Raw genomic sequence first — 23,102 nt, 5'->3', positions numbered from 1 at the left:
ACAAACCCCGGCTCACGACTCCACGGCCTCCTGGGGCTCCTGGAGGTCCTCCTGCAGGCGTTGCAGCTCCGAGCGGATGTAGTCGCGGGTCGCCACCTCGCCGAGCGCCATCCGCAGGGCGGCGATCTCCCGGGTGAGGTAGTCCAGGTCGGCCTGGTTGCGCTCCGCCGCCCTGCGGTCGTGCTCGTTCTGGACCCGGTCGCGGTCGTCCTGCCGGTTCTGGGCGAGCAGGATCAGCGGCGCCGCGTACGAGGCCTGGAGCGACAGGATCAGCGTCAGGAAGATGAACGGGTAGGGGTCGAACTTCAGCGACTGTGGGGCGAAGACGTTCCACAGGACCCAGATGGCGACGAAACCCGTCATGTAGACCAGGAACCTGGCGGTGCCGAGGAAGCGGGCGATCCGCTCCGACAGCCGCCCGAACGCCTCGGGGTCGTAGTGGGGGCGCAACCGCGGGCCGGGCTGCCTGGGCTGGTCCAGGCGGTCAGGCATTCTCGCCCTCCCTCGGCCGGTCGTCCCGCTCACGCCAGTCGTCCGGCAGCAGGTGGTCGAGCACGTCGTCCACGGTGACGGCGCCGACCAGGCGGCCCGCCTCGTTCACCACGGGAGCCGCGACGAGGTTGTAGTTGGCCAGGTAGGAGGTCACCTGGTTCAGGCTGAACCCCGGCCTGATCGGGTCCAGGGAGGTGTCCAGGATGCCGCCGAGCAGGGTCGAGGGCGGCTCGCGCAGCAGCCGCTGGAAGTGGGCAAGGCCGAGGAAGCGGCCGGTGGGCGTCTCGACGGGCGGGCGGGCCACGTAGACCTGCGCGGCCACCGCCGGGGTGAGCTCGCGCTGGCGGATGTTGGCCAGCGCCTCGGCGACCGTCGCGTTCGGCGGCAGGACCACCGGCTCGCTCGTCATGATCCCGCCCGCCGTGTTCTCGGGGTAGATCAGCAGCCGCCTGACCGGCGCGGCCTCCTCGGGCTCCATGAGCGCCATCAGCGCCTCGGCCTGCTCGGCGGGGAGGTCCTGGAGCAGGTCGGCCGCGTCGTCGGGGTTCATCTCCTCCAGCACGTCCGCGGCCCGCTCGGGGGCGAGCCTGCTCAGGATGCCGATCTGGTCCCGTTCGGGAAGCTCCTCCAGCACGTCCGCGAGCCGTACGTCGTCGAGGGCCGCCGCCACCTCGACCCGCCGCTTGTCGGGCAGTTCGTGCAGGGCCCCGGCCAGGTCGGCGGCGCGCATCGACTCGAAGGCGACCAGCAGGTTGGCCGCGCCCTGGTCCTTCTGGACGGCGCCGAAGCCGCGGACCTCGCCCCAGTCGACGATCTTGGTCGCGCCGCGCCGGCGCAGTCCGATGCCGGGGGGACTCCCGACCACCGCGACCTTGGTGATCAGCCACTCGGAGCGCCTGGTCTCCTCCATGGCCAGATCCAGGACCGTCATCCGCTCGCCGTCGACCTGCACGCCGAGGTCGAGCAGCTCGGCGATGGCCAGGGTCTCGGTCGCCCGCTGCTCGAACCTGCGCATGTTGAGCTGGCCGCTGAAGACGACGGCGCCGGCCTTGGCGGACCGTATCCGGGTGATCGGCAGGAAGACCCTGCGCCGGGGCTGCACCTCGACGACCAGCCCGTGCACGTGCGGTGGCGCGCTGCCGGCGATGGCCACCACCACGTCGCGGACCCGGCCGATCTGGTCCCCGGCGGGGTCGAAGACCGGGGTGCCGGCGAGACGCGCGATGAAGATCCTCACATCTGAAGCGTAGGCCGCATCTCGGGCCGACCGGTCGCTGCCACGCATCCCGGCTCACAATCCGGAATCGGCTTGCTGTCCGATATCCCGACATGCCAGCATCAAACGTGCTTAACGGTAATTACAGAAACGGTGGGTCATGAGACGTGCAGGACTGCTGATCGCGCTCGCGTCCTCCCTGTGCTTCGCCTTCTCGGGACCCATGGCCAAATACCTGGGCGCGGCGGGACTGGCCCCGCTGGAGGCGGTCTGGGTCCGCATGGCGGGCGCCGGGCTGCTGCTCGTCGGCATCCTCGCGGTCGCCCGCCCCTCGGCGCTGCGCATCCCCCGCTCGCGGCTGCCGTTCCTCCTGGCGTACGCGATGATCGCGGTCGCCGGCGTGCAGGCGCTGTTCTTCGCGGCGATCACCCGGTTGCCGGTCGGCGTCACCCTGCTGATCGAGTACACCTCGCCGGTGGTGGTGGTGCTCTGGGTGCGGTTCGTCCGGCGGGTACGGCTGCCGCGGGCGGCCTTCGTCGGTGCCGTCGTCGCCGTGGTCGGGCTCGGCATCGTGGTGGAGGTCTGGTCGGGTCTCGCCCTCGACCCGGTGGGACTGCTGCTCGCCTTCGCCGCGATGACGGGCTGCGCCGGATACTTCCTGCTCAGCGACAGCTTCGGCGACGACGTCGACCCGCTCGGCCTGATCGCCTGGGGCCTGCTCGGCGCCGCCGTGGCGCTCCTGCCGATCTCCCGGCCGTGGAACATCCCCTGGGAGGCGCTCAGCGGGACCGCCACCCCCGAGGGCGGCCACACGCTGCCGGTCGTCGGAGCGCTGGTCTGGCTGATCGTGGTCGCCACGGCCGCCGCCTACGTCCTCGGCGTTCTCGCGATCCGCCGCCTGTCGGCCGCCATCGGCTCCACGGTCGCCTCGCTGGAGGTCATCGCCGGGGCGGTGGTCGCCTGGATCCTGCTGGGCGAGGCGCTCGGGCCCTTCCAGGTCGCGGGCGGCGTGATCGTCCTGGTCGGCGCCTACCTGGCCCAGCGGGCCACGGCCGCGCTGCCGGCGCCCGCACCCGTGCGAGAGGCCGGGGAACCGGCTCCCGTGGGGTGAGAAGGGATGAGTCGGGGTGCCGGGATGAGCCGGTAAGGGCGTCGCCGGATGGACCGGCGGCCGACGGGGCCGTCCCGGACGGCGGCGGTCAGGCGGATTCGCGCGGGACGAGACGTATCACCTTGGAGGCCGCCGCCCAGCGCTCCAGGAGCCTCGTGCCGTCGGGGGCGTTGAGCCGCTCCTTGGCGAGCGCCGCGACCGCGTCGGAGGCCTTCGCCTGGTCCACCACCTCCACGGAGGCCTCGAAGGCCACCAGGTGCCCGCCGTTGTCCTTGCTGCGCAGCGTCACGCGCACCTCCCCGGCCTCGGCCAGCCCCGGCAACGGCTGCTCGCCCCCGCCGGTGACCAGGTAGATCGCGCCGTCGTGCCAGGTGTGCCAGGCCAGCCGGGGCCGGTCCAGCGACAGCCACAGGACGCTCGACTTCTTCGCGCCCTCCTCGATCACACCCATGAGACGAATGTACGGCCTGTGCCCCCCGAATGGCGGTACAGGCCGTACACGCCGCGAGGTCAGCGCCGCGAGAGCCTCCAGGCGGCGGGGAGGAGCCCCGCCGCGACGACGATCTTGAGGGCGTCGCCCAGCAGGAAGGGCACCACGCCCAGGGCGAGGCCGGTGGCGAGATCCACCTGGGCGACGGCGACGAGGACCGGCAGGCCGAAGGCGTAGATGACCAGGTTGCCGAGGATCATCGTGCCGATCGTGCGCGGGACGGTGCGGTCGCCGCCGCGCTCGGCGAGCTTGCCGACGACGGCCGCCGCGGCGACGAAGCCGATGACGTACCCGAAGGACGCTCCGCCGAAGCCGGAGGCGCCGTCGGCGAACCACGGCACGCCCGCGACCCCGGCCAGCATGTAGAGCGCCATGCTCAGCACCGCGCGGTTCATGCCGAGGGCGGCGCCGACCAGCACGACCGCGAAGGTCTGGCCGCTGACCGGTACCGGCGAGCCGGGCAGCGGGAAGCTGAGCTGCGCCGCCAGGCCCGTCAGGGCGGCGCCACCGACCACGAGCGCGACGTCGCGGACGCGGGAGGCCGGGATGAGGTCGGACAGTACGGCGGGCCTGGCCACCGAAGAAGCGTTTGCCATGGTGCGTGTCTCCTTTGGCAGATTCTTGATGTCCATTCTTCTGACATCTCCGGCAAGGGTCCTACGAGATCATCGCCAAGAACGGGGCGGGGTCTTTGTGCGGACGCCATAACGTCCGTCCGGCCTGTCGTCCGTCCACCGACGGGCGTTAGCGTGTTCCCCATGCGTTCCCGACGATCGTGCCTCGCGGTGCCCGGCAGCAACCCCAGATTCCTGGAGAAGGCACAGGGGCTCCCCGCCGACGAGGTCTTCCTCGACCTGGAGGACTCCGTCGCGCCGCTCGCCAAGGAGGGCGCGCGCAAGAACATCGTGGCCGCCCTGCGCGAGGGCGACTGGTCGGGCAGGACGAGGGTCGTCCGGGTCAACGACCTCGGCACCCAGTGGACCTACCGGGACGTCATCGAGGTCGTGGAGGGCGCGGGGGAGTTCGTCGACTGCCTGATGCTGCCCAAGGTGGAGGACGCGGCCCAGGTGATGTGGCTCGACACGCTGCTCACCCAGATCGAGAGGGCGAACGGCCTCCCGGTCGGCCGGATCGGCATCGAGGCCCAGATCGAGAACGCCAGGGGCCTGGTCAACGTGGACGCCATCGGCGGCGCGTCCCCGCGCCTGGAGACGCTCGTGTTCGGCCCGGCCGATTTCATGGCCTCGATCAACATGCGGACCCTGGTGGTCGGGGAGCAGCCGCCCGGCTACACCGAGGGCGACGCCTACCACTACATCCTGATGCGGATCCTGATGGCCGCCAGGACGCACGACCTGCAGGCCGTCGACGGCCCGTACCTGGCGATCAGGGACCTGGACGGCTTCCGCCGCGTGGCGGGGCGGGCGGCGGCGCTCGGATTCGACGGGAAGTGGGTGCTGCACCCCTCCCAGATCGAGATCGCGAACGAGGTGTTCTCGCCGCCGCAGGAGGACTATGACCACGCCGAGCTGATCCTCGACGCGTACGAGTACTACACGACGGTCGAGAGGCGCGGCGCGGTCATGCTCGGCGACGAGATGATCGACGAGGCGTCCAGGAAGATGGCGCTGGTGGTCGCGGCGAAGGGCAGGGCCGCAGGTCTGCGGCGCACCACGGCCTTCACCCCGCCTACAGCTTGACCCCGATGGTGGTGAAGAACCAGAACGACGAGGTCAGCCAGAGGCCGGTCAGGGCGACGAAGGTCAGCCCGCCGAGGACCGGGAGGGTCCAGCCGGGCAGGCCCCGCTTGGGAAGCGACAGCATCTTCGCGGTGAAGACGCCGTAGAAGAAGCAGCCGAGCAGCGAGTGGATCATCACGCGCGGCACGTCGAACTGGGTGCCCAGCGCGTACAGGCAGTGGAGCGCCACCGGGATCGTCAGGATGAACGCCACCCGCCCCGACCAGCGGTGCAGGGTCCCGATCCACGGCACGTCCAGCTTGATCCGGCCCCACATGACCAGTGCCGAGAAGAGCTGGACCAGTGCCAGCAGGAACGCGCCGGTGGTGAGCCAGGCCTTCATGGCCAGCGCCCCGGAGAACCCGGCCAGGCCGATCGCGTACCCGGTGGGCGCGTGGACCCGCCCGTAGACGCCCAGCCCGACCGCGACCAGCCCGCCGACGACGAGCGGGACGAGGAGCGGCGCGAGGTTGTTCGGCTGCCGGTGCTGGACAGGTGTGATCTGCGTGTCACTCATCAGAACCCCTCGATGAACTCGTCGACGTCCTGCGGATCGACTTCCACGCCGTTCACGACGGCGTTCTCGCCCGGCTCGGGGATCGGCACGTCGGCGACCTTGTCGCCCACGAGGGTGAGGCCGACCCTGGTGCCGTCGTCGAGGTAGATCCATCCGGCGCGGACGTTCGCGCCGCGGACGAGCGCGGTCGCCCGGTAGAGGCCGGAGGGCTTCTTCACGGTCGGAGCCTTGAAGCTCCACTTCCTGCCGCCGAAGCCGAGGGTCCCCGCGGCCTTGCCGCCGCCGAGCTGGGCGGTGAGCGAGGCCTTGCCGTGGCCGGACAGGGTGACCTTGCCGTCGGCGGCCTTGCCCTTCATCCAGGCCTCGATCTTGCCGTCGCAGAAGTAGCCGACCGCCTTGCCGTTCCTGATGGAGATGGCGATCAGCCCGCCGTTGCCGGTGACCCGCCCGGCGTAGTCGGCCTTGACGGGGGTGGGCTTGGCCGTCTTGACGACCTCCGGCTCCGGTGTCGGCGACGCCACCGTGGTGGCCTGGGCCACCGGAGGGGGTGCGTCGTCCTGCGCGTTGACGGTCTGTGTGGCGGGTGAGGTGGTGGCGCTGGCCACGCCGAGGGCGACGGCCATCACCGCTCCTGCCGCCAGTGTGTATACGGGCCCCAGCCGTGTCATATCTGCTCCCTGGGGTGGTGGGTTGTGAAGTCAGGTGTACACGCCGTCGTTCCGGGAGTCTGTGAACTAATCCGCACACGGGTGGACGAAGCCGGATTCTTCTCGAAGAGCTTATGGCCGAAGAGGTCATGCCCCGCGACGCCGGGAGGGTGGGGGCGGGGCTGCCGGCGCCGAGGTGCTCCCGGGCTCGCGGGCCGTCCGGGCCCCGCGACGGGGGATTCAGGGGGATCTTCCAGTGGCTGATGTTTTTGAAATTTAAAGGATAAAGCCGGACAATTCCGGCGCTGGGTTGATAAATCTGACTAGAGAGGTCTCGTCATCGCGGCCCGGACGTGTTGCTCTTGACTGTGTACGGGCGGGGCCGGGTATCCGGCCGTGGGAGGTGATCGTTTCCGGAGAACGGGGTAGTAGTAGGGTCGCGTGCGATTCGCCGCATCCGTAGGGGTTGCGGCCTGCTGTTACGGAGACGACTGGAACGGTCCGGGGTGGTGACCCCGGGCTGGAACGGGCTTCCTGCAAGGAGGTGCTGAGCGTGGCCTCGGGCCCTCACGACCCGCGCTCGCAAGAGTGGCCGGCGGACGACGACGGCGTTCACGACGATGCTGTACACGAAGGCAGGTCCCAGGAGTCCCACACGTCCCCGCCGACGATCCAGCACTCCCCGCCGGGTCCCTCCGACGACGGGGCGCGAGGGCGCCCCATGGCCTCCCCGTGGATGCTCCCGCCGTTCGCGGCACCGACTCCGGACGACAGCGAGCCGCCCCAGGCCCGTCCCGAGGGACTGGGCGGCGAGCGCCGCCGCCCGTACACCCGCCCCTACGGCCCCGCACCCCAGCCTCCCTCCAGGCCCGCCGGACCGCCGCCCCCGGAGGAGCCTCCCGCCGGCCCCGCCGCCGCCTCTCCTCCGCCCGAGGAGGAGAGGCCCGCGGGGCCGGGACGCCACGCCACGCCCGAGCGGGGGCGGCCGCGCCTGGTGGACCGCCCGGACCTCCTGGTCGCCTCCGGGCCGGCCTCCGAGCGCAGGGGCAGGAGAAGGGCGGAGCGGCCCGATCTCCTGGTCGCCTCGGCGCCCCCCAGGGAGCCGGTGAGGGACGAACGGACGGAGCCCCCGCCGCCACCCGTGCCCGAGGAGCGGATCAGGGTCGAGCCGAGCATCGCGGCGACGCCGGAACCGGCGCCGGCCCCGGAACCCGGCCCCGAGCCCAGGGCGGAACCCGGAGCGCGGGCCAGGCCGGACGCCGGTCCGGATCGCGGATCCGCGCCCGGCCCCGGACCCGAGCGGCCTGCCGGGCCCGAGCGGTCCCCCGTGCCGGTCGAGGACGACTTCGAGCCCGTACGCCGGGTGGGGCGCCCGCCCGGCGGCAGGCCCGCCAGGCCCGACCTCCTCGTCGCGCAGGGACCGCCCGACAGGCGGGGGCCGAACGGCGGGCGGCACCACCGTCCGGCCAGCGCGCCCTCCGCCGTGCGCCGTTCCACACCCACCAGGCGCAGGCGCGGCCGGGGTCTGGTGATCCCGTTCCTGATGGTCCTGGTCCTCACCGTCGCCGTCGGCGGTGGCCTGGTCCTGTGGGGCTGGGTGAGCAGCCCGTTCGCCACCGGTCTCCGGCTGGTCGGCGACGAGGTGAGCTCGGGCGACGACAACTTCGTGCCGCAGGCCGGTGTCGGCGGCAACGGATCCAACCAGGTGCTCAACGCGGTGGCCTCGGTGGGCTCCGTCATGGTCGCGGTCGGCAGCGACACCACCAGCCCGGTTCCCAGACCGCTGTTCCTGGTCTCTCCCGACGGCGGCACGACCTGGCGGCTGGGCAAGGTGACCGGTCCGGAGGGATACGAGCCGGGGCCGACCACGGTGGGCCGGGTGGCGGGCGGCGACGGCCTCTGGCTGGCCGCGGGCAACGACCCCCTCGGCTCCGGGCACGGCCTGTGGACCAGCTCCGACGGACAGGACTGGACCGCCGCCGACCCCGGCGAGCTGGGCGCCTTCACGCGCGGGGACAAGATCATGGATCTGGCCAGGACCGACTCCGGGTTCGTCGCGGTCGGCGCGGCCGTACTGGACGACGGCACCACCGGGGCCGTCGCCTGGGTCTCCCCGGACGGGCGGGCCTGGGACCGGGTGGAGACCCGGGAGATCGGCATGCCGGACAAGGTGCGTGGCATCAAGGCGGTCGTCGCCAGGGGGGACGCCGTCGTCGCGCTGGCGGACCCGGCCCAGGGCCAGTCCACCTCGGTCATCCTGCGCTCGGCCGACGGGGGCAGGAACTGGCAGCGGACCGGCGCCGCGCTCAACGACGTCGTCCCGGAGCCGGGCGCGCTGGCCGTGGCCGCCGGCGGGTTCGTGCTCGTACCGACCCAGCAGCGCAGCGACAAGGGCGAGGTCCGCGTCTACTGCTCGCCCGAGGGCGCCGACTGGAAGGCCTGCGGCACCATCACCGGCCTGGGGCCCGAGGGCACGGGCGTCAAGCGCCTCGCCTCCTCCTCGGCGGGGGTGGCCGCGGTCGTCGAGTCGGGCTTCGAGCGCTACACCGTCCACACCAGCGAGGACGGCCGCGACTGGAACAGGACCACCGACCTCGGCGAGGTGCCGGGCTCGCTGCGGGCACTCGCGCTGTCCGACACCGGCACGCTCGTCGTCGGCGGCGACGAGCGCGCCGCCGACGTGGACAACCGGGTGGTCCTCATCACCGCGCCCAAGGGCGGCGAGCCGAGGCCGGTGCCCCTGAGCGGGATCCAGGGCCTCGCCAGAGCCGCCCGCGAGACGGCCAGGGTGGCCGCGGGGGACGGCAGGTTCGTCGCGGTCGGCGCCGTCTCCGGCGACGCCGGGATCTGGAGCAGCGCGAGCGGCGAGGACTGGAAGGCCGGCGGCCCGGCGCAGCTCCTCGGCGGCCCCAGGCGGCAGGCGCTCTCCGACGTCGCGCACGGCAGGCGGGGCTGGCTGGCCGCGGGCAGCACGATGACCGACGCCTCCTCCACCGAACCGCTGCTGCTCACCTCCTCCGACGGGCAGAGCTGGCGCAGGGTGCCGGTGCTGGGTCCCCTCGCCCCGGCGGGCGACCACGACTTCCTCGCCCCGCACGCGGTGGCGGCGGGGCCGTCCGGCTACGTCATCGCGGGCGAGGACCGCGGACCCGCCGCCACCGTGCCCGTCCTGTGGTTCTCCACCGACCTCAAGCGCTACTCCAGGGCGGCCAAGCTTCCCGCGGGCGGTACGGGGGTGCGGCTGCACGACGTCTCGGCGACCTCGTCCGGGTACGTGGCGGTCGGCGGCACCGGCACGGCCGAGCGCGAGACCGGGGTGGTCTGGGTGTCGGCCGACGGGGTCAACTGGACCGCGCGCAAACCGGTCCTGCCCCCGGGGGCGACGTCCGCGGGCCTGCGGCATGTGGTCCTGTACGGCGGGTACGTCGTCGCGGCGGGCACGGCCAGGACCGAGGACGGCACGAAGGCATTCGGCGCGGTGTCGGACGACAACGGGGCGAGCTGGGAGTTCTCCTGGTTCCCCGCGGACCGGGCGTCCGCCGTCCAGGACCTCGCCGCGACGCCGGAGGGCGTGGTGGCCGTCGGCTGGCACGGGGCGCCGGGGGCCGGAGACAGCGCGGCCTGGACCTCGGAGGACGGGCTGAAGTGGCAGCGCCACACCCCGAGCCAGGGCGGCCTGGACGGCGACGGCGCCCAGTGGCTCGGCGCGGTGGCGGTCTCCGGCGGCCAGGTCGTGGCCCTGGGCCGCTCCACCACCTACAGCGCGGACCACCTCACCCTGTGGCGTTCCACGCTCACCTCGTCGCGATGACCGGGAACCGCGGTGCTCCACGCTCGCGGCGGTCCCGTGACCGGACCCCGCGAGCTCACCCGGGCGCGATGACCGCCCACTCGACCAGCGCGTCCAGCAGGCCCGGGGTGAGGGGGAGGCGCCAAAGCTCCTCGGGGGCGAACCAGCGGGCGTCCGCGGCGTCGTCCCCGGCGGCGAGCGTGCCACCGGAGACGACGGCGAGATAGTCGCGGATCTCGTAGACGGCGCCGCCGGGGCCGGGGCGGTCCACGGTCCCGGCCAGGGGCCCGGGGACGACCGTCAGGCCGGTCTCCTCGAGGACCTCCCTGGCGACCGCCTCGGGATCGGACTCCCCGGGTTCGACCCGCCCGCCGGGGATGGACCACAGGCCCTCACCGGGCGGCCGGCCACGGCGGATCAGAAGCATCCGCCCCGAGCCGTCAAGGATGATCGCTCCGACACAATTTACGCGCACATGGAAAAGATTACGTTGTGATAACGACCGCGCCTCTTGACGGATGGCCCGCCGAAGAAGCAGCGTGGGTAGTCGTGAAAGCCGCCCCTACGTGCCCACGGTGTTTCGGCCCGCTTCGTCCGCCGAGTGCTTGGTCAAGCTCCTGGAGATGCGGTCCCCACGGCGATGTCCTGCCGTTCCAGCCACCCAGACCTCCGTCCTCCGCCGCGGTGGAGGCCGTCACCCGAGGTTCCCGCGTACCCGTCTGGGTTCCCTGGCCGCTGCCCGCGGGGTGGCTGGTCACGGGGTTCGGCGAGGTGGGCGACGAGCGCAGCGACGTGCGGGCCACCGTGGTCGCGCTCTCCGGTCCCTCGCTGACCCACGGTCCCGCCGACCTGCTGATCATCGCCGAGGAGCCCGGAGTGGGGCTCGGCGCGGCGTTCGCGGGGCTGGAGGGCACCGATCCGGGAACCGGGTTCGACAAGGGCCCGCCGCACGCCAAGATCGCCGTCAGGGGCCATCCGGCCGCCCTGTGGTGCGTCACCGCCGCCCCCGACCGGGCCGTCTACGCGGGTGAGGCGCTGGGAAACTGGCTCTGGGCGGTCGTGTGGCCCCCCGAGGCCGGTTACCTGATCACCCTGGCCGAGCTGTGCCTTCGCGACCTTCGCGACCAGGACCAGACCCTCGACCTGCCCTTCGGGGCGTTCTCCCCGCGTCTGGACGTCCCGGCACCCTGACACCGCCCACCCGCGCGCCCGCCTTCCCGCCCGCTCCCTCTCCGGAGCCTTGACCCTCGCGTCCGAACCGGGGGGCGGGGGGAGGCAGTAAAGTTCGGAAGCGTGACAGCGCGTATCGAGCGAGTGGTGACCGAGGGCGTCGTCGATGTCGACGGCGTCGAGCACAAGGTCGAGAACAACACGTGGATCCTGGGTGACGACGAGGATGTCATCGTCATCGACGCCGCGCGCGACGCGGAGAGGATCCTGGAGAAGGTCGGCGAGCGTGAGGTGCTGGCGATCATCTGCACCCACGGCCTGCCCGACCACGTGGGCGCGGCCATCGAGGTCGCGGCCAGAGACGAGGCGGTGGTCGCCCTCCACCCGAAGGACCGGCCACTGTGGCGGCTGACCTGGCCCGACACCTGGCCGGACATCGACATGGAGGACGAGGGCCTGTTCGAGGTCGGCGGCGTCCAGCTGGAGGTCATGTCCACCCCGGGCATCTCCCACGGCGGCGTGTCGCTGTACTGCGAGGCCCTGGACGTGGTCTTCACCGGCAAGACCCTCCAGGCCGACGGCCCCGGCAGGATCGGCGGTGAGTATCCCGCGCTGGCCGACCAGCTGACCGCCATCGGCGGGCGGCTGTTCACCCTGCCGCACCGCACCCGGGTGCTGCCCGCGCACGGCGAGGAGACGACCATCGGTGATCTGGAGCCCCAGTTCGACGCCTGGCTCTCCGGCTCGCTGACCCGTGGCCCCGAGGCGCCGGAAGAGGAGGGTCCGCTGACCGACGGCACGCGCGCGGCGGGAATCCGGCTGAATCCCCGGAACGACCTGCTCTAAATGGACCAGCTTCCCCTGGAGGGCATGCCGCGGCGGCTCTACGCCTGCACGCCGTCGCGGCTGAACAACTGGCTCGACTGCCCCCGCCGCTACCGGTTCACCTACATGGACCGGCCCACGCCGCAGAAGGGCCCGCCGTGGGCGCACAACAGCGTGGGCGCCAGCGTGCACAACGCCCTGGCCGCCTGGTGGCGCGAGCCGTACGAGCGGCGCACGCCCGAGGTCGCGGCGAGCCTGCTCACCAGGGGATGGATCAACGAGGGTTTCCGCGACGCCGAGCAGTCGCGGACCTGGCGCGACCGGGCCGGGGAGATGGTCTCCGGATACGTGGCGAGCCTCGACCCGTCCGCCGAGCCGGTCGGCGTCGAGCGTACGGTCGCCACGCGCACCTCCGTCGTGGCGCTCTCCGGCCGCGTGGACCGGCTCGACCGGCGCGGCGAGGAGCTGGTCGTGGTCGACTACAAGACCGGCCGCCGCCCGCTGAGCACCGACGACGCCCGCTCCTCGCTCGCGCTGGCGGTCTACGCCGTCGCCTCCTCCCGGATGATGCGCCGCCCCTGCCACCGGGTCGAGCTGCACCACCTGCCGACCGCCTCGATCGTGGAGTGGGAGCACACCGACGAGTCGCTGGCCCGCCACCTGGGCCACGCCGAGGAGATCGCCGTCGAGGCCTCCGAGGCCGACGAGCGCTACAAGGAGTGGTCGGCCACCACCCGGCCCAGGGGGACCGCCCCACCCAGGGCGCGCGGCGACGGCGACCGCACCCCGCCCGCGGTGCCCCCCGAGATCGACGCGGTCTTCCCGCCCCGCACGGGCCCGCTGTGCTCGTGGTGCGACTTCCGCCGCCACTGCCCCGAGGGCCAGGCCGCGGGCGACGACCGCGAGCCCTGGGCCGCCCTCGCCGACTGAGCCGCGAGACCTGCCCGACCGGGCCGGGGCCGCGTTCGCGAGAGCGTGCCGCCGGTGCCGTCAGGAGGGCCGGGACGGCCAGCGGCGCGGGTCGGTCAGTCCCCTGAGCCCTCCCGCCATGTCGTAGCCCGCCGCGCCGAGCCGCTCGCGCGAGCGGGCGAGCATCTCGCGGGTGGCGGGCATGAACGCCCGGTCGTGGACGCGTTCGGGAAGCGTGTCCATGGCCAGCCGGAACGCCCTCAGCGCCGCGGTCACCGCGCCCGGCGGCACCTCGGGCAGCACGCCGTACATCCGCCTGGCCCAGCCGGGCAGCGCGTAGTAGCAGAGCGCCCCGAAGGGGAAGTAGGCGGGTTTGCCGGGGGTGAGGGCGCGCAGCCCGGCGGGCAGGCGCGGCCACATCAGGAAGCGGACCGTGGACACGGCCTCGGGGGTGACCCTCAGCAGCGGGCGTGTCGAGGCGAGGTAGTCGTCCAGCTCCGCCACGGAGCCGGGCACGTCCTCGGCGTGCAGGCCGACATAGGTGGCGCTGTGGCGCTGCTCGGCCAGGTAGCGGTCGGCCTGGCGGTCGTCGAGCCCCAGGCCCGCCCGCCGTGCCACGGACAGGTAGGAGGAGACCTCCGCGCAGTGCACCCAGAGCAGCAGCTCCGGGTCGTCCACCCGGCGGACCCGGCCGGTGTCGGGGTCGTCGAAGCGCAGCCGTCGGTGGATCCCCCGGACGCGGCGGCCGATCTCGTCGGCCTCCGCGGGACTGCCGAAGGTGACCCTGCCCACGAAGTCCGCCGTACGGCGGAGCCTCCCGAACGGATCCCGCCGGAAGTCGGAGTTCTGCCAGACCCCGCGCATCGCGAGCGGGTGCAGGGCCTGGAGCATGAGGCCGCCGACCCCGCCGACCCACATGGAGCGGTCGATGTGCACCAGCCACGTCACGGTGTGCGGAGGCTGGACGACGATGTCCTCGACGTCCTTGATGTCCTCGATGTCCTTGATGCTGGCCATGGTCGGCACATGGTTACACGGTGGCCGGCGGCCCGTCCAACGGGGTCCCCGGCCGGTCAGCTCCTCAGACGGCTCTCGGCGGCGTTCCAGAAGCGGATGAGGGCGGCGGCGGTGGTCTCCGGGGCCTCCACCGCGGGGGAGTGGGCCGCGCCCGGCACGACCACGCAGTCGGCGTCCAGGCGGCGGGCCATCTCCGACTGCACGCGCGGCGGCCAGCCGTCGTCGTGCTCGCCGTACAGGACCAGGGTGTCGACCCCGACCTGGGTGAGCTCGTCGCACCGGTCCTGCGCGGAGAGCACCTCCTCGGTCATCGTGATCATGCCGACGGGCGAGTTGGCGAACAGCCGCTTGCGCAGGAAGGCGATGATCTCGTCGGACACCCCCGAGGCCAGGGCCTCCGGCTCCATCCGGGTGTGCCACAGGTGTTCCAGGCCGACGCCGGGCAACTCCGAGATCATGAAGCGGCCCGCGCGCTCGCGGGGCCCGACGATCGCGCCGGGCCCGGAGCTCATGAGCGTGTAGGACACGAACCGGGTGCGGCCGTCGATGACCGCCTCCCGGGTGACCAGGCCGCCGAACGAGTGGCCGACCAGGTGGATCGGGCCGCCGTGGCCGATCACCTGGGCCAGGACGTCGACGTCGTTGCCGAGCGCGGCGCAGGTGTAGGCGCTCCTGTCGTCAGGGCCGTTCGTCTCGAACTGGCCGCGCATGTCGATCGCGACGACCTGACGGCCCGACTGCGCGAGCGTCTGCAGGACCGCGATGAAGTCTTCCTTGCTGCCGGTCAGGCCGGGAACCAGCAGGGCGGGCCACCGCTCGGGAATGCCGCTGACGGGCAGGGCCTCCAGTACGGCGAAGGCGCCCACCGCCGTCTCGATCTGGCGAGAGCGGACGCCAGGAGGCAGGGTCAGAAAACGCGGCGTACTCACGTGGCCCCACGATACCTCTCTTGGTGACATCGCTCCGTGCGTCCGGGAGGGGCCGGGAGCGTGAAAAGGGGCGCCACCGACATGGTCGCGCCCCTTCTCATGGTGACACTTGCTAGTTGGGGCGACGCGTTCCCCGCTGCTGCTGACCGCCTCGTACCGGCGGGCGGCGACGGCTCTGCACGCGTTCCGAGGCCGCCGAGGGGGCGATCTCGTCGTCCTCCGACGCGAGGTCCGGCGACTTGAAGATCACCGCGAACGGGCTCGGGGGGATGATCTTCTCGGGCTGCGGCCGGGGCTTGGAGGCCTCCACCACGGGTTCGTCGTCCCAGCGCTCTGCCATGGTGTCGTCGTCCTCTCCGCGATCCGTGAACTCCGCCACCCGCTCCTCGGTCCACGACGGAGCCGAAGGGGCCTCCGAGATCGCCGAGATCGCCGGGGTCGCCGGGACGTCCGCCGGCTGCTCGCGCCTGCCGCGGCGCTGCCGGCGAACCGGCTCCTCCGCCGCGGGCTCGGCGTGAACCGCGGCCACCGCGGCCACCGGGGTCGCCGGGGTCGCCGGGGTCGCCGGGGTCGCCGGGGTCTCTGCCGTGCCGACGAGGCTCACCTCGGGGTTCAGCCCGGCCTTGCGAGCCCGGCCCCTGCGGGGCGCGGTCTCGGCGGGCTGCTCGTCACGGATGTCCCTGCGGGCTGCCATGTCCGTCTCCACCTCGGCGATCTCGACGACAGGGGGCTGAACCTCCTCGGCCACGACCGGCGCGGGGATCTCCTCGCCGGTACGGCCTCCGCGGGTGCGACGGCGCTCGCGGGACGTGCGCGCGGGGCGCTCGCGGCGCTCCTCGCGATCGTCCTCGCGCCCCCTGCGGGAGTCGTCCTCACGCCCCTTGCGGGGAGAGCGGGAGCGGATGCGGCCGGTCTCACCGAGATCCTCGACCTCCTCGGCGGCCAGGCCCGCCCGGGAGCGGTTGGCGCGCGGCAGCACGCCCTTGGTGCCCTCGGGGATGCCCAGGTCGCTGAAGACGTGCGGGGAGGTCGAGTAGGTCTCGACCGGCTCGGGGAAGGCGAGCGAGAGCGCGTTGTTGATGACCTTCCAGCGAGTGAGGTCCTCCCACTCGACGAAGGTCACCGCGACGCCCGTCTTGCCGGCCCGGCCGGTGCGGCCGATCCGGTGGACGTACGCCTTCTCGTCCTGCGGGCAGTCGTAGTTGACGACGTGGGTGACGTCGTCGACGTCGATGCCGCGCGCCGCGACGTCGGTCGCGACCAGCACGTCGATCTTGCCGTTGCGGAAGGCCCGCAGGGCCTGCTCGCGCTGGCCCTGGCCGAGGTCGCCGTGCACGGCCGCGGCGGCGAAGCCGCGCTCCTTGAGCTGCTCGACGACCATGTCGCAGGCGCGCTTGGTCTCACAGAAGATCATCGTGAGTCCGCGGCCCTCGCACTGCAGCAGCCGGCCGACGATCTCGATCTTGTCCATCCGGTGCGTGCGCCAGACGAACTGCGTCGTCTGCGGGGTCGCCTCGGCCTCGATGTCGTTGTTCTCGGCCCGCACGTGGGTGGGGCGGGTGAGGTAACGCCTGGACAGGGCGACGATCTCGCCCGGCAGGGTCGCGGAGAACAGCATCGTCTGCCGCTCCGCGGGGATGAGCTTGATGATGCGCTCGATGTCGGGCAGGAAGCCCAGGTCGAGCATCCGGTCGGCCTCGTCGAGGACGAGCGTCCCGATCTGGCTGAGGTCGAGGTGCTTCTGCTTGACCAGGTCGAGCAGGCGGCCCGGGGTGCCGACGATGACGTCGACGCCCTGCTTGAGCGCCTCGATCTGGGGTTCGTAGGCGCGTCCGCCGTACACGGTGAGGATCCGCGAGCCGAGCTTGCCGGCCGCCGTCACGAGGTCCTCGGTGACCTGGACGGCGAGCTCGCGGGTCGGTACGACGACCAGCCCGCGGGGCTTCTTGCGGTTCTTCCTCGGCTTGCCGACACGCTGCAGCATCGCCACGCCGAAGGCGTAGGTCTTGCCGGTGCCGGTACGCGCCTGGCCGATGATGTCCTGGCCGTTGAGGGCCAGGGGGAGTGCCATTTCCTGGATCGGGAACGGCGCGATGATGCCCTCGGTCTCAAGGGCATCGGCGATCTCTGGGGTGACTCCGAGGTCTCGGAACGTCGTCAGCTTGGCCTGCCTAAATCTCCGTTGAAGGCAGGCCTGCCGGGACCACGGGCAGAAAACGTGTTCCCCGTGCCGGGTCCTCGCGGAAGGTCCAGCCCTCTCATGTCATCAGCGACCGCTGCGGCGTCACGCCGACTTTTGGGGGCGTCCGAGAGTGGATATCCCGGATTAACACGGTGCGGTCGCACTTTCACAGAGCAGTGTACTCGATACCACAACGGAGAACCGATTTCTTCGTATTCCCGGTGAATCGCGAGGTCGCTCAGCTCGTAGGCTGCCTCCATGACCGATTCCCCTCCCGGTGTCTCCGACCTGCTCGGTGTCCTCGCCTACGCCGAGCTGACCGCCTTCCTCAGACTCGCCGAGGACGCCACCCGGTACGCCCCCTCTCTGACCGACCAGGCGGCGCTCGGCGGTCTCGCGGCGGCCGAGTACGCGCACTTCGAGTTGCTCCGCGACCGGCTCGCCTCCCTCGGGGTGGATCCCGAGAAGGCGATGGCGCCGTTCACCGGGCCGCTGGACGACTGGCACGCCCTGACCTTCCCCGGAGACTGGCTGGAGGCTCTGGTCAAGGCGTACGTCGGCACGGGGATCGCGCTCGACTTCTACCGCGAGGCGGCCATCGGCGTGGACGACGAGACGCGGAACCTCGTCGATGAGGTCCTCGCGGACGAGGGGCGGTCGCAGTTCGCCGTCGAGAGGGTCCGCGCGGCGCTCCAGGAGGATCCCAAACAGGCCGGGCGGCTGGCGCTGTGGGCCAGGCGCATGGTGGGGGAGGCGCTGAGCCAGGGACAGCACGTGGCCGCCGCCAGGCCCGAGCTCGCGGCCCTGCTGGTGGAGGCGGCGGGGGAGGACATCAGCCGGATGTTCGCCCGGCTGACCGAGAAGCACGGCCAGCGGATGACCGCCCTGGGGCTGACCCCGGGCCCGTAGCGCGGCGTCCGGGTCTCCACCGGCCTTCCGGACGTCGTGACCGCCGTTCCCGCCCGGCGGGACCGGGCGCGGGCGACCTTCCGGGTGCCGGTCCGCCGTGGTGACGAATCAGCGCTTTCCGCCCCGCTACGTGGGGGAGCCCGCTTCACCTTTGGCGTGAACGCCGGAGCACCGCGGACGAATCCGGTAGCGTGCGGGACATGAGGGCCTCGCGCCGCTATGGCAGTTCCTTGACGAGATGTGGGCCGAACCGCTGGACTTCGCGTCCCGTGCTGCGCAGGGGAGGCGCGGGCTGTCCGGCCATCAGCCGGGGGCGGGAGCATCTCCGCCGTGTCAGACGCCCGCGCTGCTGCGGGCTCGGCGAGCGGGACGAGTGCTCGGGCGGCTGAGGGCCACGCTCGCGCCGGATCCGCGGACCGCGCCATGCCGCGTAGGGCGACCTGGCGCGAGCCCGGAATCCGTCAGAGCGTGCCGCCGAAGCCGACGGGGCGCGCCTCCTCCTCGCCGATCTCGATGAAGCCGAGCGAGGCGACCGGGACGATGATCTTCCGGCCGTTGACGTCGGTGATGGTGAAGACACCGCTGCTGGACGCGAGGGCGGCGCTGATCTCGCTCTCGAGCTGCTCGGCCGTGAGGTCGGTCTCCACTACGAGTTCACGGTGTACGGAACGTACGCCGATCTTGATTTCCATCGTGCTCCCTTTCGATGAGGGTTGCTCGTCCCATGGTCGCCCCACGGGGAGGCCGACGCGCCGGTTGATCGCGCCGAGCGAACAGATGATCGCGATAGGCGAACAGCCGGTCGGGGGCCGGGACATCGGAGGGTTCCTCGACGTCCGGCGAGGGAGCGGGGGAAACCGGCCCGGGCCGGCGCCGGGATCGCGGGTGGTGCCGGGGTCTCTCAGTGGTCGGCGACGGTGCGGGGGAAGCCGGAGATGCCGCGCCACGACAGGCGGGCGATGAGCTGGGTGGCCGCGTCCTTGGGGATGGAGCCGTTGCTGCTGATCCAGTAACGGGCGCTGACCTCGGCCATGCCGACGAGCCCGACGCCGAGCAGGCGCGCCTCGTCGCTGGAGCAGCCGGTGTCCTCCTGGATGACCTGGCTGATCATCTCGGCGCTCTCGCGGAGGTTGCGCTCCATGCGCTGGCGGACCGGGGCGACGTTACGGAGATCCGACTCGAACACCAGCCGGAACGCCTCACCCTGGCTGGAGACGAAGTCGAAGAAGGCACCGATCGCGGCCTGGACGCGCTGCTTGTTGTCCGTGGTGGAGGCGAGGGCGTCGCGACAGCGGGTGATCATGTCGTCCACGTGGAGGTCGAGCAGGGCCAGGTAGAGCTCCTGCTTGCCGGGGAAGTGCTGGTAGAGGACCGGCTTGCTGACCCCTGCCCGCTCGGCGATCTCGTCCATCGCGGCCGCGTGGTAGCCGTTCTCCACGAACACCTCCTGCGCCGCGCTGAGCAACTGGCGGCGGCGGGCCGTCCGGGGCAGCCGGGTGCCCCGGGGCTTGGCGTCCGGGGTAGCGGTCACGTGGTCTCCTCGTGTCAAGCTCCTGGCGTCTGTGGCCATCCTACGCGTGGGTAACCCGGGTCAGCGATAATCGTCCTCGTCGAGCTCGACGGTGCGCCGCTGCTCGAAGGTGTCCGCGGGATCGGCCTCCAGGGGGATGGAGTCGGGCCACTCCGGCTCCCCCTCGCGCACCGTGCGGCTCTGCTCGGCGGCGTCGGCGGGGTCCACCTCGACCGGGAGATCGACGGGCGCGCCGGAGCCGTTCTCGCGCACCGGCCGGTGCTGCTCGGCGGCGTCGGCCTCGGGCGTCTCGACGGAGAGCTCCTCGGGAAGGTCGTCGACCGCTTTCCCGTGCGATGTGTCGCCGCGCGCGTTCATATGTCTGACATCCCCTGTCGTCATCCGGGCTTCGGCATGTTCCCTCTCCTCACCCGGCTCCTGCAAACGTCGGACATCGCCCAGCGTACGACCTCGGATGTCGCGCGCCGAGAAAGACGCGGCATCGGATTGCCCATGGTGGCACCTGCCGCGTTGACGGCGTTTCGCATCCACGCGGACGCGTTTCGAACCTGTGTGCGATGCCGATGGCGAGGTGTCCGGCCGGGAGAACCGTGCCGGGAGGCCGGGAGGTGTGCCGCGCCGCCAGAGGCGGGAGGGGGAGGAGTGGTTCCGGGGAGATGGGGGTCCGAGAGGGCGGCGGGAGAACGCCGGCGGGGACTCCCGCGCCGGGCGTCGGGTGTCCCGGATATGACAGGGCGGGGGCCCGCGGTCGGAAAACCGCGGAGCCCCCGCCTGCAATTCGTGAGAAATGATAACTCGCACTGTATCGAGAGCCGGAATCCCGGGAAATCTCTCCCCGGCCTTCCGCGCTCACCGTTCGGATCGGCATTTCTCCGTGGAGGAACGCGATCCTGGTGGATACGGGACTTCTACCTCTCCGTCACGGTTCCGGAGCCGCTCTGAAACACGGTTCCAGCCGTTTCCGGCGTCGTATTCCGATCCCGTGTCAAGCGTGGATCAGGACGCGGCCACAGGCGGTCCGGGAGGGCCAGGAGGCCTGTTGTCCGTCTCCAGGGGCACCAGGCGGTCGGAACGGGTCCTGTTCTCCAGGCGGTTGCGGTTGCAGTTGTCCTGGTCGAGAGTCAGCCTGAAGCGGTGGTGGTGACGACGGTAGTGGCTGTGGCGGCGGCCGCAGCAGCCGCCGCCGCCCCAGGTGGTGAAGGTGCCGGCGGTGACCGCGGTGGTCATCGCGTTGGCGCTCGTGACGGTGGTCGCCGCGCCCATGGCGACGACCCCGCCGGCCAGCGCCGTGCTGATCGCGAGCCCTGCGAGCACACTCTTGAACTCGGGCATTGCGTTTCCCCCTTGAAAGGATCGATTTACCAATTTTTGGCATTTCCTGCATGAGTCGGAAATTGCCAGAGATGGCTAGAGATGACCGATGATGAGCCATCCCTGGTTGTCATAGTTTCCTCGTATGTCTGCTGACAAACAGAGATCGAAGGCTTTTACCCTACTCTTAGCTATTTATCGTCGACGTTGGATACTTATTGATCGCTTTAAAGTGAAATGTATTTAATGTCGGATTTGTTCTTCGGGGCGGAGAAGAATGGGTCCGGGTACCGCCGGGAGGCGGTCCGGTGCCGCTCGCGCCTGTCCTCTCGCGTGCCGCTCGGTGCCGCCGCGGGGCCTCGGCTCCGCAGGCGTGGTACAGGGACTCGGGGAAGGGGCGTGGAGGGGGCCGGCCCCTGCCGCGGGCGATCGGCCGGTGTGCTTCGGCTTCGAGGTGGTGGAGACGGGAGTCCCGAGGTGGCGGGGAACGGGAGGTGCGCCACAAATGGGACATAACGCACGAAAGCCCCGCGGCTCGAAAACCGCGGGGCCTCGCTTGTGACTTCGTGAAATGAAGAACTCGCACTGTAGATGAGGGTCAGGTTCCCGGGGATCTCTCCTCAGGTTCTCCCTGTCGCCGTTCGACCGATGTTTCCGGGTGGGAAGTCCGGCCGTGGCGGATACGGGGATCCTGTCCCTCCGTCACGGTCTCGAAGCCGCGGACTAGCGCGGATCCGACCGTGAATGAGCTCGTCCTGCGACCACGCCCCGATCAGGGTTGCGGCCTCGGGCCGGCGACTACTCGCGGACGCCGCCGGTGAGAAGCGGAACGATGCGGTCGTTGCGGCTGTCGTTGAACAGCTCGTTGTCGTTGTTGTTGTGGTTGTTGATGATCAGCCTGAAGCGCTTGCGGCTGTGGTGACGGTGGCAGTGGCCGCCGCCGCCGCAGCAGCAGCGACGCCCGCCGTGGCCACCGCAGGTCGGGAAGGCTGCGGCGGTGACCGTGGTGGTCATCGCGTTGGCGCTCATGACAGTGGTCGCCGCGCCCATGGTGACGACCCCGCCGGCCAGTGCCGTGCTGATCGCGAGCCCTGCGAGGACACTCTTGAACTTGGGCATTGCGTTTCCCCCTTGGAAGGACTAATTATCCCTGTTTTCGACATTTTCCCTATAAACCGGAAAACGTCAGAGATAGCCGGTGATGAGCCATCCCTGGTTGTCATAGTTTCCTCACATGTCTGCTGACAAACGGACATCGAAGGCTTTTGCACTCCTCTTAGCTATTTATCGTCGATGTTGGATGCCTATTGGTCGTTTTGAAATGAAATGCATTTAATGTCGGATTTGTTCTTTGGAAACGGAGGCGGGGGCGAGACGCCGCCCGCCGGTGGGCCGGGGTGACCCTCGCGTACCGGCGCCGAGACGGCGGGGGCGGGACGGGGGCGAGGACCGGAGTGCGGGCGGGGGCGGGAAAGGCGGTGCGCGGGAAGCCGGGGCGCACGCGAAGGCCCCGCGGTCCGGAAACCGCGGGGCCTCGCCTGTGACTTCGTGAAATGAGAACTCGCACTGTGGCGAGGGTCAGGGTCCTGGGGATCTCTCCTCAAGTTTCCGCTGTCGCTGTTTGGCCGGCTTCTCTGGGTGAGAGGCGGCGCCGCGGCGAATGCGGGGGTCCTGTCCCTCTGTCACGGTTTCGAAGCCGCCGGAAATCGCGGATCGAGCCGTGAGTGGTCCTGTCCTCTGACGGCGCCGCGCCTCCGCGGGGACGCGCGACTCCAGGCCTGGCGACTAGTCGTCGTCGCCGCCGAAGGTCAGGGGCCGAAGACGGTCGCTGCGGTTGTCATTGCGCAGGTAGTTGTCGTTGTTGTTGTGGTTGTTGATGATCAGCCTGAAGCGGTGGTGGCTACGACGGTGGTGGCGGTGGCCACCGCAGCAACGGCCGCAGCCGCGACGCCAGCCGCAGCCGCCGCCCCAGGTCGGGTAGGCGGCTGTGGTGATCGCGGTGGTCATCGCGCTGGCGCTCGTGACGGTGGTCGCTGCGCCCATGGCGACGGCTCCACCGGTCAGCGCAGTGCTGATCGCGAGCCCTGCGATGACACTCTTGAACTTGGGCATGCGTTTCCCCCTTGAAATGATCGGTTATCCCGATTTTCGACATTTTCCGCATAAGGCGGAATTGCCAGAGATGGCCGGTGATGAGCCATCCCTGCTTGTCATGATTTCCGCCCATGTCTGGCGAGAAACGGGAATCGAGGGGTTTTGCTAACCTCTTATCTATTTATGGCACGTGTTGAACTCTTATTAGTCGTTTTGAAGTGAA

The 23,102-nt window shown here is 71.1% G+C and carries 23 protein-coding genes; 7 read left to right on the top strand and 16 right to left on the bottom strand.

Going from position 1 to position 23,102, the window contains the following annotated elements; genetic code table 11:
- Window positions 1-12 precede the first annotated feature (12 nt).
- Both ACVCAG_RS26555 and ACVCAG_RS26550 read right to left on the bottom strand, forming a co-directional pair.
- Window positions 13-492: a DUF1003 domain-containing protein gene (locus tag ACVCAG_RS26555; protein ID WP_440085525.1), complete on the bottom strand. Its 480-nt coding sequence runs from the start codon at window positions 490-492 to the stop codon at window positions 13-15.
- Window positions 485-1,729, bottom strand: a complete 1,245-nt coding sequence (locus tag ACVCAG_RS26550) for a magnesium transporter MgtE N-terminal domain-containing protein (protein WP_440085524.1) — start codon at window positions 1,727-1,729, stop codon at window positions 485-487. Before ACVCAG_RS26550 ends, ACVCAG_RS26555 begins: the two co-directional genes overlap by 8 nt.
- 139 nt (window positions 1,730-1,868) lie before the next feature.
- Between ACVCAG_RS26550 and ACVCAG_RS26545 the strand changes: the two genes are divergently transcribed.
- Window positions 1,869-2,819: an EamA family transporter gene (locus tag ACVCAG_RS26545; protein WP_447190481.1), complete on the top strand. Its 951-nt coding sequence runs from the start codon at window positions 1,869-1,871 to the stop codon at window positions 2,817-2,819.
- Between the two features lie 88 nt (window positions 2,820-2,907).
- Here the strand turns inward: ACVCAG_RS26545 and ACVCAG_RS26540 are convergent, their stop codons facing one another.
- Window positions 2,908-3,270, bottom strand: coding sequence for a hypothetical protein (locus tag ACVCAG_RS26540; RefSeq protein ID WP_440085522.1), 363 nt, complete (start codon window positions 3,268-3,270; stop codon window positions 2,908-2,910).
- A 59-nt stretch (window positions 3,271-3,329) separates the two neighbouring features.
- Entirely contained in the window at window positions 3,330-3,905 is a 576-nt protein-coding gene (locus ACVCAG_RS26535) for a biotin transporter BioY (protein ID WP_440085521.1), read from the bottom strand.
- Between the two features lie 162 nt (window positions 3,906-4,067).
- Here ACVCAG_RS26535 and ACVCAG_RS26530 point away from each other — a divergent pair, with 162 nt between their 5' ends.
- Window positions 4,068-5,009, top strand: a complete 942-nt coding sequence (locus ACVCAG_RS26530; protein ID WP_440085520.1) for an aldolase/citrate lyase family protein — start codon at window positions 4,068-4,070, stop codon at window positions 5,007-5,009.
- Here ACVCAG_RS26530 and ACVCAG_RS26525 read toward each other — a convergent pair.
- Together ACVCAG_RS26525 and ACVCAG_RS26520 are read right to left on the bottom strand one after the other, a co-directional pair.
- Window positions 4,999-5,565 (bottom strand): DUF6529 family protein, encoded by a 567-nt coding sequence (locus tag ACVCAG_RS26525; protein ID WP_362685373.1) that lies wholly within the window; start codon window positions 5,563-5,565, stop codon window positions 4,999-5,001. The genes ACVCAG_RS26530 and ACVCAG_RS26525 overlap by 11 nt on opposite strands.
- Window positions 5,565-6,188: a hypothetical protein gene (locus ACVCAG_RS26520; RefSeq protein WP_440085519.1), complete on the bottom strand. Its 624-nt coding sequence runs from the start codon at window positions 6,186-6,188 to the stop codon at window positions 5,565-5,567. The genes ACVCAG_RS26525 and ACVCAG_RS26520 overlap by 1 nt, the downstream gene beginning before the upstream one ends.
- A gap of 745 nt (window positions 6,189-6,933) precedes the next feature.
- On the opposite strand from ACVCAG_RS26520, the gene ACVCAG_RS26515 reads away from it, so the two are divergent.
- Window positions 6,934-10,023: a hypothetical protein gene (locus ACVCAG_RS26515; RefSeq protein ID WP_447190480.1), complete on the top strand. Its 3,090-nt coding sequence runs from the start codon at window positions 6,934-6,936 to the stop codon at window positions 10,021-10,023.
- A gap of 55 nt (window positions 10,024-10,078) precedes the next feature.
- Here ACVCAG_RS26515 and ACVCAG_RS26510 read toward each other — a convergent pair whose 3' ends face one another.
- Window positions 10,079-10,477: an NUDIX hydrolase gene (locus tag ACVCAG_RS26510; protein WP_447190479.1), complete on the bottom strand. Its 399-nt coding sequence runs from the start codon at window positions 10,475-10,477 to the stop codon at window positions 10,079-10,081.
- Between the two features lie 17 nt (window positions 10,478-10,494).
- Here ACVCAG_RS26510 and ACVCAG_RS26505 point away from each other — a divergent pair, with 17 nt between their 5' ends.
- The 3 genes from ACVCAG_RS26505 (at window position 10,495) to ACVCAG_RS26495 (ending at window position 12,927) form a co-directional block, all read left to right on the top strand.
- Window positions 10,495-11,193: a DUF6758 family protein gene (locus ACVCAG_RS26505; RefSeq protein WP_440085516.1), complete on the top strand. Its 699-nt coding sequence runs from the start codon at window positions 10,495-10,497 to the stop codon at window positions 11,191-11,193.
- 102 nt (window positions 11,194-11,295) lie between these two features.
- The gene (locus ACVCAG_RS26500) at window positions 11,296-12,018 is read left to right on the top strand and encodes an MBL fold metallo-hydrolase (RefSeq protein WP_440085515.1); all 723 of its coding nucleotides are present in this window, start codon (window positions 11,296-11,298) and stop codon (window positions 12,016-12,018) included.
- Window positions 12,019-12,927 (top strand): RecB family exonuclease, encoded by a 909-nt coding sequence (locus ACVCAG_RS26495; RefSeq protein ID WP_447190478.1) that lies wholly within the window; start codon window positions 12,019-12,021, stop codon window positions 12,925-12,927. It abuts the gene before it with no gap.
- A 60-nt stretch (window positions 12,928-12,987) separates the two neighbouring features.
- Here ACVCAG_RS26495 and ACVCAG_RS26490 read toward each other — a convergent pair whose 3' ends face one another.
- From ACVCAG_RS26490 to ACVCAG_RS26480, 3 genes are all read right to left on the bottom strand, one after another.
- A complete protein-coding gene (locus ACVCAG_RS26490) occupies window positions 12,988-13,923 on the bottom strand; it encodes an oxygenase MpaB family protein (protein WP_447190477.1) in 936 nt (311 codons plus the stop codon).
- Window positions 13,924-13,979: 56 nt separating this feature from the next.
- A complete protein-coding gene (locus ACVCAG_RS26485; RefSeq protein ID WP_440085512.1) occupies window positions 13,980-14,852 on the bottom strand; it encodes an alpha/beta fold hydrolase in 873 nt (290 codons plus the stop codon).
- 112 nt (window positions 14,853-14,964) lie between these two features.
- Complete coding sequence (locus tag ACVCAG_RS26480; protein WP_440085511.1) at window positions 14,965-16,923, bottom strand: DEAD/DEAH box helicase; 1,959 nt, start codon at window positions 16,921-16,923, stop codon at window positions 14,965-14,967.
- Window positions 16,924-17,292: 369 nt separating this feature from the next.
- Between ACVCAG_RS26480 and ACVCAG_RS26475 the strand changes: the two genes are divergently transcribed.
- Entirely contained in the window at window positions 17,293-17,943 is a 651-nt protein-coding gene (locus ACVCAG_RS26475) for a ferritin-like fold-containing protein (protein ID WP_440085510.1), read from the top strand.
- 461 nt (window positions 17,944-18,404) lie between these two features.
- Here ACVCAG_RS26475 and ACVCAG_RS26470 read toward each other — a convergent pair whose 3' ends face one another.
- From ACVCAG_RS26470 to ACVCAG_RS26445, 6 genes are all read right to left on the bottom strand, one after another.
- Window positions 18,405-18,635 carry a DUF3107 domain-containing protein gene (locus ACVCAG_RS26470; RefSeq protein ID WP_440068504.1) on the bottom strand — a complete coding sequence of 77 codons (231 nt, stop codon included), beginning with the start codon at window positions 18,633-18,635 and terminating at the stop codon, window positions 18,405-18,407.
- A gap of 209 nt (window positions 18,636-18,844) precedes the next feature.
- Window positions 18,845-19,474, bottom strand: a complete 630-nt coding sequence (locus tag ACVCAG_RS26465) for a TetR/AcrR family transcriptional regulator (RefSeq protein ID WP_362685409.1) — start codon at window positions 19,472-19,474, stop codon at window positions 18,845-18,847.
- A 60-nt stretch (window positions 19,475-19,534) separates the two neighbouring features.
- Window positions 19,535-19,831, bottom strand: coding sequence for a hypothetical protein (locus ACVCAG_RS26460; RefSeq protein ID WP_440085509.1), 297 nt, complete (start codon window positions 19,829-19,831; stop codon window positions 19,535-19,537).
- Window positions 19,832-20,470: 639 nt separating this feature from the next.
- On the bottom strand, window positions 20,471-20,806 hold the full coding sequence (locus ACVCAG_RS26455) for a hypothetical protein (protein WP_440085508.1): 336 nt from the start codon (window positions 20,804-20,806) through the stop codon (window positions 20,471-20,473).
- A 777-nt stretch (window positions 20,807-21,583) separates the two neighbouring features.
- Window positions 21,584-21,904 (bottom strand): hypothetical protein, encoded by a 321-nt coding sequence (locus ACVCAG_RS26450; protein WP_440085507.1) that lies wholly within the window; start codon window positions 21,902-21,904, stop codon window positions 21,584-21,586.
- A gap of 666 nt (window positions 21,905-22,570) precedes the next feature.
- Window positions 22,571-22,897, bottom strand: a complete 327-nt coding sequence (locus ACVCAG_RS26445) for a hypothetical protein (RefSeq protein ID WP_440085506.1) — start codon at window positions 22,895-22,897, stop codon at window positions 22,571-22,573.
- Window positions 22,898-23,102: the final 205 nt, after the last annotated feature.

This window comes from Streptosporangium sp. G12, assembly GCF_052983175.1.
Note: the sequence above shows the minus strand (reverse complement) of the source record. Positions and strands in the feature narration are given on the sequence as shown.